Source organism: Chengkuizengella marina, assembly GCF_009910845.1.
Lineage (GTDB): Bacteria > Bacillota > Bacilli > Paenibacillales > KCTC-33759 > Chengkuizengella > Chengkuizengella marina.
The window spans coordinates 67,318-76,022 of record NZ_SIJB01000026.1 but is presented as its reverse complement, the minus strand read 5'-3'; the positions used below and the strand labels follow the sequence as shown (position 1 = coordinate 76,022).

The window sequence follows — 8,705 nt, the reverse complement described above, 5'->3', positions numbered from 1 at the left end:
TTGATGCATCCGATGGCGCAGTTATGACAAGACTAAACACATACAGTTGAACTAAAAGGATAAATGAAAACTATAATGAATATTTCAAGTCAAAAATGTAAAATATTATATCTTTTTAAGTGGTATATTGTAATTATTATACTCGTAGTATTATAAATTTAGTTATCTTTAGTATGAAATTTAATATATAATAGTAAAAAAGATTCTCAATGAAATGGAGAGGATGATTCATCTTGAATTTTCATCAACTTCATATTTTTTTTACGGTTGCTGAAAAAGGCAGTTTTTCTGCAGCTGCACAATTTTTACATATGACTCAGCCTGCTGTAACGATGCAAATACAAGCGCTTGAAGAACACTTTGGTACTAAATTGTTTCACCGTACTACAAAAAAGGTAGTTTGTTCTGAAGCAGGTAAGACTTTATTGCCTTACGCTAAACAGTGCATTCATTTAATTAAAGAAACAGATGAGGCAATGTCTAAATTTACACACTCTTTAAAAGCTAGATTACAACTGGGTGCCAGTCTTACTATAGGTGAATATATTTTACCAAGAATTTTGGCCCCTTTCTCATCCGAATATCCAGATATTTCAGTTAGTTTAAAAGTGAATAATACAACTCAAATATTAGATGAAATATTAAAACATAAATTAACTTTTGGATTAATAGAGGCAGAGATTCAACATCCAGATTTGCAAACTCAATCTGTGTTAAGTGATGAACTTACATTAATTTTACCTTCAAACCATCCTCTTTTGGAGTTAGATATCTTAATGCTAGAAGATGTATTAAAATATCCATTTATTTTAAGGGAACAAGGTTCAGGAACTAGACAAGTTATGGAAAAAGAATTATCTAAACATGGGGTTGATTTAAGCTCTATGAATATTGTAATGGAATTAGGTAGTACAGGTGCTATCAAATCAGCTGTGGAATCTGGTTCCGGTATTTCTATACTTTCACATTCATCTGTAAAACATGAAAAAACATTAGGTTTGTTACACACTAGAACGATCCATGGTATTTCTTTTAAAAGAGATTTTTATTCAGTACATATAAATACTGCAATTTTACCGATTTCAGCCATCACTTTTTTGAATTTTCTTAGAGAACGTGATTTAGGTAAATGGCTATAATTTATCCTAAAAAAGTGAAGTCAGCCTTTGAAGAGTATTCCTATTACTTTTTCAGGGAACCGGGAGAAATTAAAAAAAGTATGGTGAAGCTTTAGATTAGTCCTATTTCTTTTTCGGGGCCCAAAGCCAATTAAATATAAATTGAAAAAGTGAAGAGAAACTCTGTAGATTAATCTTATTAGAATTTAAATATTGTAAATGAAAGTAGGTTTATCATGAGTAATAACAATCAATACGTAGATCTTCATACACATACATTAGCTTCTGATGGACTTCATCTGCCAAGCGAAAATGTAAACATGGCTAAAGAAAAAGGTTTAGCAGGTATAGCAATTACAGATCATGATACTGTATCAGGATTAAAGCATGCAATAGCTGAAGGTAAAAAAATTGGAATTGAAGTTGTTCCAGGTATTGAAATTAGTACTGTTGCGAATAAATTAGATATTCATATACTTGGTTATTATATAAATTATGAAGATACAACTTTTTTAAAGCGATTAGATCGGCTTCGTGATGTGCGATCTATTCGTAATGATATGATGATTAAAAAGTTGCAAGATCTAGGTATAGCAATTACGATGGATGATGTTTTAGAGCTAGCTCCAAAGAAAAAAACAAAGCAAACAGTAGGAAGACCTCATATTGCTGAAGTACTCGTCCACAAAGGAATTGTTAAAACGATTAAGGAAGCTTTTGAATTATACATAGGCAAAGATGGGAAAGCGTTTGTAAACCCTCCACGTATTCATCCTTCTGAAGCTGTTGATTGGATTAAACAAGCTGGAGGCGTTGCTGTAATCGCGCATCCCGGATTATATGAAAATGATCAATTGGTTGAACAGTTAATTCAGCATGGGGTAGATGGATTAGAAGTATATCATTCGGATCACAACTCTGAGCAAGAAGAGAAGTACCTTAGATTAGCTGAAAAATATCAATTAGTTGTAACAGCAGGTTCTGATTTTCATGGTGAACGAAATGGAGAAGTATTTCATGCTCCCATTGGTGGCCGAAAAATTAGCATAGATGTTTTGTTAGAGTTAAAGAAAAAATCAAATGATTGATTATCATTGAAGAACAAACATCAGGGTAAAAATATATTATTTAACTATTTCTAAAAGTAGAGGTTAAAAAATGAAATTAATGAAAGTTATCAGAGCTCATCAAAAGTGACGATTGCTCTTGATAGATTACGAGGTTTTAATATATGGTTTGTAGATGGGTTTTATTGGACGATGGGAATCAGTATTTACTTAATGAAGAAGCAAGTTGTTTAAGTTAGTAATGATTATACCATAATGGGTAATATAAGAAAGAATTTGATTAAAGGAAATAGTATGCCACTATTGACTGGGCATACTATTTATTTTTGTTTTATATTAAATATATCGTGTTATTTTACACTCTGTTCCAACTTTTTAATCAATTCTTCTTCAGGTGTAATAAAAACTGTTTTCTGATTGTCGTATATCACATACCCAGGTTTTGAACCATTCGGTTTACGTACATGACGAATAAGAGTGTAATCAACGGGGACTTGGCTTGACTCCTTTGCTTTACTGAAATAAGCTGCAATCATAGCGGCTTCTTCTAACGTTTTTTCCCCAAACTCGGTATTTTTGATCACAACATGTGAACCGGGTATATCTTTTGTATGCAACCATGTATCTTTGTAACTTGCAAAACGGTTGGTTAAATACTCATTTTGGAGATTGTTTTTCCCTACATAAATTTGAATTCCCTCACTTGAGGTATAACAAGTTAGAGTAGGTTTGTCATTTTTCTTCTTTTTCTTTCTCCCAGTATTTCTTTTTCTAATGTAACCTTGCTCCATCAATTCCTCTTTTATTTCGTCTATATCTGAGATAGATGCTGAACTTATTTGTTGAAGAATGGTGTCTAAATATTCTACTTCTTTTTCGGTTACTACAATTTGCTCTTTTACTACCGATACACTATTTTTGCTTTTTGTATATTTTTTAAAATAATATTGAGCATTTTCTGAAGGTGAAAACTTTTGATTTAATGGAATTTTAATTTTGCTCTGATCTTCATCATAATAATTGATGACTTCTATTTCTTTATCTCCACGATTGATTTCATGAAGAGATGCGGTAAGCAGTTCACCATAAATACGGTACATATCTGCTTCCTCAGCCTGCACTATCGTTCTGTTCAGTTTTTTAAGTTTCTTTATATTTTTATTTTTTTCATTTTGAATTAATTTTAGAAGATCCCCTACTTTTTGTCGTATAATATCTCTTTCAACTTTGCTTCCAAAATACTCGTCCAAGCATTGGTGTATGGAGTTGAAGGATGTCATTTTTCCCTGAACATGTGTAAGTTCTAAAATATTAAATAAAATTTTATTAGAGGTTTCTAAGATAGTAGGCTGGTATTGATTATTTTTTAATTGCTGCATAAGTGTTATAAATGTTTTTATCAATTTCTGCTTTTGTTGTTCGTTCTCTAGAAGTTCGTTTACTAAACAGCTTAATGGAATTTCACTTCGGCTGACGATTTCCTTAGCTGTAATTGGACTGATACCGCTAAAGAGGTTTAGGACAAATTGCCAAGTTTTTTCATCCTCTTGCTGGTCAGTATTTCTAAACAACTCATTCATTTGATCCTCTGAACAATTTAACGGATTTATTTTTCCTTGATCAGGAGGAGTGATATATTCTGCGCCTGGTAAAACAACTCTATGTCTATTAATTAGGGCATTAACGTGGTGGATACTATCTAAAATCATATTTTTTTCTATATCCAACAATATGATATTACTATGACGACTCATAATTTCTACTACTATGACTTTGCGATTAAAATCACCTAATTCATTTCTTTGCCTAACTTTGATATGAAATATTCGTTCAAGTTCTATTTGTTCAATAGACTCAATAATGCCATTTTCACAATGTTTTCTTAATAACATGCAAAACATCGGGGCTTCCATTGGATTTTGAGATGATCCTTCTGTTAAATGAGCTCTGGGATAGGTAGGGTTTGCCGATAAAATCAACTTTTGATTTTTACCCTGAGCTCGTATATGCAAACGTATGTCATGCTCGTTTGGTTGATATATTTTATTTATTCTTCCACCTACACAATTTTGAAGCTCGTGTATGAGCGCGTGAATAACTAGTCCATCTATAGCCATAATTTGTATGCTCCATTTCTTGTTTTTAAATCAATACTTAGTGGTAGTTTTTATTGCAATTATCTCCTTATTTTATACTATATTGGAAAGATTAAAAAGTTCATTATAAAAGTGATATTTTGTGGCTTGTCTGAATACATTTACCCTAGACAGGTTTTAGGGAGGGGGACAAGTGATGAGTCAAAGGAAATGGTACCAACTAAGCACAGATGAAACGTTAGAAACATACAGAGTAAATGCCAGAGAAGGACTTTCTGAAAAGGAAGTAACTAGGAATAAAGAAGAGTATGGGGAAAATGTGATCATCGAAAAACAAAAGATTTCACCTATTATTCTATTTTTAAATCAATTTAAAGATTTTATGGTGCTAGTATTAGTTGGTGCGGTATTGATATCTGGGTTGCTGGGTGAATTTTTGGATGCTATAACAATCATTGCTATCATTATTATGAATGGTATTTTAGGTTTTATTCAGGAATTTAGAGCTGAACGGTCCTTGAGAGCTTTAAAGGAAATGTCTGCACCTACAGCTAGAGTGATTCGAAATGGAGTAGAGATGAGTATTAAAGCAAGTGAGCTTGTACCTGGCGATTTGATTTTAGTTACTGGTGGTGATCGAATTCCAGCAGACATAAGGTTTATTAATACAAATGGATTACAAGTAGAGGAATCAGCACTTACTGGTGAATCTGTATCTGTGACAAAACACCATGAGGCAATTGAAGAAGATGAAGTTCCTTTAGGTGATCAACGAAATTTAGGCTTTATGGGAACCATGATTACGAAAGGAACAGCAAAAGGTGTTGTTGTTAAAACTGGAATGGATACAGAAATGGGTAAAATTGCAGATTTGATTCAAAATACAGAATCAGCTGAGACTCCACTTCAACATCGTTTAGAACAGTTAGGAAAAATATTAATTGCATTATCGATTGGGCTGACAATTATGGTTGTTGTTGCAGGAATATTGCATGGACAACCAACGTACGGGATGTTTTTGGCTGGTGTAAGTTTAGCAGTTGCGGCTATACCAGAGGGTCTACCTGCAATCGTAACGATCGCACTTGCACTGGGCGTACAACGAATGATAAAACGAAAAGCCATAGTGAGAAAACTTCCTTCTGTAGAAACGTTAGGGTGTGCTTCTGTTATATGCTCTGATAAAACAGGAACGTTAACACAGAACAAAATGACAGTGACTCATTTATGGATGGAAGATAAAATTTTAGAAGTGTCAGGAGACGGCTACAGACCTGCTGGAGAGCTAAAACATAAAGGAAAAACGATGGATGTACAAAAAGATTCATCTATTCGACGTTTAATGCAAATATCAGTCCTTTGTAATAATGCTACTTTGCAAAAAACATCTGATAAACAAAACAAAAAGAGAAACATAAAGCAACAAACAGACTGGACTATTGAAGGAGATCCTACTGAGGGAGCTTTACTTGTACTGGGTGCTAAAGCAGGTATGACGTATTCATCCTTACAAAACTTATATCAAAGAGAAAAGGAACTCCCATTTGATTCAGAAAGAAAAAGAATGTCTGTCATCGTAAAACATCAAGGTGGTAAGTTAATATGTACAAAAGGAGCACCTGATTTATTGTTAGATCGTTGTTCTTATGCTCTATGGGAAGGGAAAGTAACACCGTTGAATGAGACATTAAGAAAGAAAATTTTATCTGCAAACGAAGCGATGGCCAGATCTGCATTAAGAGTATTAGGTTTAGCATATAGAGATATAAGAACATCAGAATCGCAAGATGATGGTGAAACTTTAGAAAACAACTTAATATTTGTTGGATTAACAGGTATGATAGATCCTCCTAGAAAAGAAGTTCACGATGCTATATTTAAATGTAAAAAAGCAGGGATAAAAACAGTGATGATTACAGGAGATCATCAAACGACAGCAGAAGCGATTGCCAGACAATTAGGGATTGTTTATAAAGATGGTGGTCGTACAATCAATGGAAAACAACTTGTTGAATTGTCAGATGATGATTTAGATCAGATTATAGATGATGTTAATGTATTTGCACGTGTATCACCCGAGCATAAATTAAGAATTGTTAAATCACTTCAGAGAAAAGGTCACGTTGTCGCTATGACAGGTGATGGAGTAAATGATGCACCCGCCATCAAAGCTGCTGATATTGGAATTTCTATGGGAATAACGGGAACGGATGTTTCTAAGGAAGCATCTGCATTAGTATTAAGTGATGATAATTTTACTACCATTGTTTCAGCAATTGAGGAAGGTAGAGGGATTTATGAAAATATTCGTAAATTTATTCGCTACTTACTCGCTTCAAATGTGGGAGAAATTTTAACAATGTTTATTGCTATGATGATGGGAATGCCACTTCCTTTAGTTCCAATTCAAATTTTATGGGTAAATTTAGTTACCGATGGGTTACCTGCTATGGCTCTTGGGGTAGATCAAGCTGAGGATGATTTGATGAAACAAAAACCTCGCCCAGCAAAGGAAAATATATTTGGTAGAAGGTTAGGATGGAAAATTATTAGCCGTGGGATTGTGATTGGGATATGTACGCTTGCTGCCTTTTGGATTGTTCTAAGAGAAAACCCAGGAGATCCAGATACATTAGTAAAAGCACAGACAGTTGCTTTTTCAACACTAGTGATGGCTCAACTCATACATGTTTTTGATTGCAGAAGCTCACAATCCATTTTTCATAGGAACATTTTTCAAAATATGTATTTAGTTATAGCGGTAGTATCTTCCGTATTGTTATTGTTAGGTGTATTATATATTGACTTTTTGCAACCAATATTTAAAACAGTAGGTTTGGGCTTGAATGAATGGTCGTTAGTATTAGTATTTGCGGGAATTCCAAGTTTCTTCTTTGGTGCTGGAAGTATCTTTAAAACCATGTTTAGAAAAAAGAAAAAAATCAAATTTAGCTCTAAACCGATGGCAAGGTAATATATACCCACAAAAGTGAGGAAAATCCTAAGAAGATTAATCCTATTACTTTTGCGGGGCCAGGAACATAAAGTTCCAAAAAGTGAAGTAATACTTCTATGTTTATCCCCAGTTCTTGGATGAACTGGTGCCAGTGTTCACCACATGGACGTGGTGTGATCTTAACTGGCGAATACTTTTCGGGGACCCCAGAAAAACAATACCCACAAAAGTGAGGAAAATCCTAAGAAGATTAATCCTATTACTTTTGCGGGGCCCGGATCATAAAGTCTCAAAAAGTGAAACAAAGCTACGCAGGTTAATTAACTAAAGGACTTTCAAACTCACTGGGTAAGTGGTTAGGAGGTTCTTTTCTTATGAGGCCAGAATACACAGGTTTCCTAAAATGTAAAAAGTATTTTATTAAGTCGTTTGTGAATACAAAATTAATGTATTAAAATCTATTTTATTAGTTGAACAATCATGTTAAATTATTGTAGATTAGATTGAAGGAGTGATTATAATGGAATTTACAAAAATGAATGGTTTAGGCAACGACTTCATTATTGTTGTAGGGGAAACACAATTACCGGAAAATGTTTCGAATTTAGCTATTAAAGTTTGTAATAGATATTTCGGTATTGGTGCAGATGGTTTAGTTTATATTCTTCCTTCAGAAAAGGCTGACTTTATGATGCGTATTATAAATTCTGACGGGTCAGAGGCTGAGCAGTGTGGGAATGCGATACGTTGTGTGGCAAAGTATTTATACGATCATGGATTAACAAATAATATGGAAATTTCAATCGAAACCATTGGTGCGGGTGCACAAAAAGTATGGTTGAACGTAGACCAAGGTAAAGTAAAAACAGTTAAAGTGAATATGGGCGAGCCAATATTACAAGGTAAACAAGTACCAACTACGATTGATCAAGAGGTAGTTGTTAATCATCCAATTGAAGTTGATGGAAGGAAGTTTTATTTTACTGCTGTTTCTATGGGGAATCCTCATTGCGTTATATATGTGGATGATGCTGTGAATTTTGATTTAGATACATGGGGGCCAAAACTTGAGAAGCACCCAATATTTCCGAATAAAATTAACGTTGAATTTGTTACGGTAAAAAATAATTCTTTGATGGATATGCGTGTTTGGGAAAGAGGAGCTGGTCCAACATTAGCTTGTGGAACTGGAGCATGCGCAACTGTAGTTGCGTCTGTATTAAATGAAAAGTCAAATCGAAATGCCACTGTTTCTTTGAAAGGTGGAGATCTATTCATTGAATGGAATGAAGAAGATAATCATGTATACATGACGGGTCCAGCTGAAGAAGTGTATCAAGGGAAGTTTCTTCTTTCAATTTCTTAATTGGAAGGAGTAAGAGTAAACATCACTGGTCATTTCCCGGGTAAGCGCAAAACAATATCAAATATGATTTTTTTCGACAAATACAAAAACTCATTGAACCTT

Annotated in this window: 5 protein-coding genes; 4 read left to right on the top strand and 1 reads right to left on the bottom strand. The window is 33.8% G+C overall.

Translation table 11 applies throughout. From position 1 onward, the window contains the following. The first annotated feature begins 233 nt into the window (after window positions 1-233). On the top strand, window positions 234-1,139 hold the full coding sequence (locus tag ERL59_RS11835) for a selenium metabolism-associated LysR family transcriptional regulator (protein WP_160646432.1): 906 nt from the start codon (window positions 234-236) through the stop codon (window positions 1,137-1,139). 215 nt (window positions 1,140-1,354) lie between these two features. Next, window positions 1,355-2,206, top strand: a complete 852-nt coding sequence (locus tag ERL59_RS11830; RefSeq protein WP_160646431.1) for a PHP domain-containing protein — start codon at window positions 1,355-1,357, stop codon at window positions 2,204-2,206. A 329-nt stretch (window positions 2,207-2,535) separates the two neighbouring features. Here the strand turns inward: ERL59_RS11830 and ERL59_RS11825 are convergent, their stop codons facing one another. Further along, a complete protein-coding gene (locus tag ERL59_RS11825; RefSeq protein WP_160646430.1) occupies window positions 2,536-4,302 on the bottom strand; it encodes an Rqc2 family fibronectin-binding protein in 1,767 nt (588 codons plus the stop codon). 175 nt (window positions 4,303-4,477) lie between these two features. On the opposite strand from ERL59_RS11825, the gene ERL59_RS11820 reads away from it, so the two are divergent. Both ERL59_RS11820 and dapF read left to right on the top strand, forming a co-directional pair. Beyond that, window positions 4,478-7,255, top strand: a complete 2,778-nt coding sequence (locus ERL59_RS11820) for a calcium-translocating P-type ATPase, SERCA-type (protein ID WP_160646429.1) — start codon at window positions 4,478-4,480, stop codon at window positions 7,253-7,255. Window positions 7,256-7,757: 502 nt separating this feature from the next. Next, on the top strand, window positions 7,758-8,603 hold the full coding sequence (gene dapF / locus ERL59_RS11815; protein ID WP_160646428.1) for a diaminopimelate epimerase: 846 nt from the start codon (window positions 7,758-7,760) through the stop codon (window positions 8,601-8,603). The last annotated feature ends 102 nt before the right edge of the window (window positions 8,604-8,705 follow it).

Coding starts and splice junctions, on each gene's coding strand:
- ERL59_RS11825 (WP_160646430.1), bottom strand. CDS start 4,302: ATGGCTATAGATGGACTAGTTATTCACGCGCTCATACACGAGCTTCAA.
- ERL59_RS11830 (WP_160646431.1), top strand. CDS start 1,355: ATGAGTAATAACAATCAATACGTAGATCTTCATACACATACATTAGCT.
- dapF (WP_160646428.1), top strand. CDS start 7,758: ATGGAATTTACAAAAATGAATGGTTTAGGCAACGACTTCATTATTGTT.
- ERL59_RS11820 (WP_160646429.1), top strand. CDS start 4,478: ATGAGTCAAAGGAAATGGTACCAACTAAGCACAGATGAAACGTTAGAA.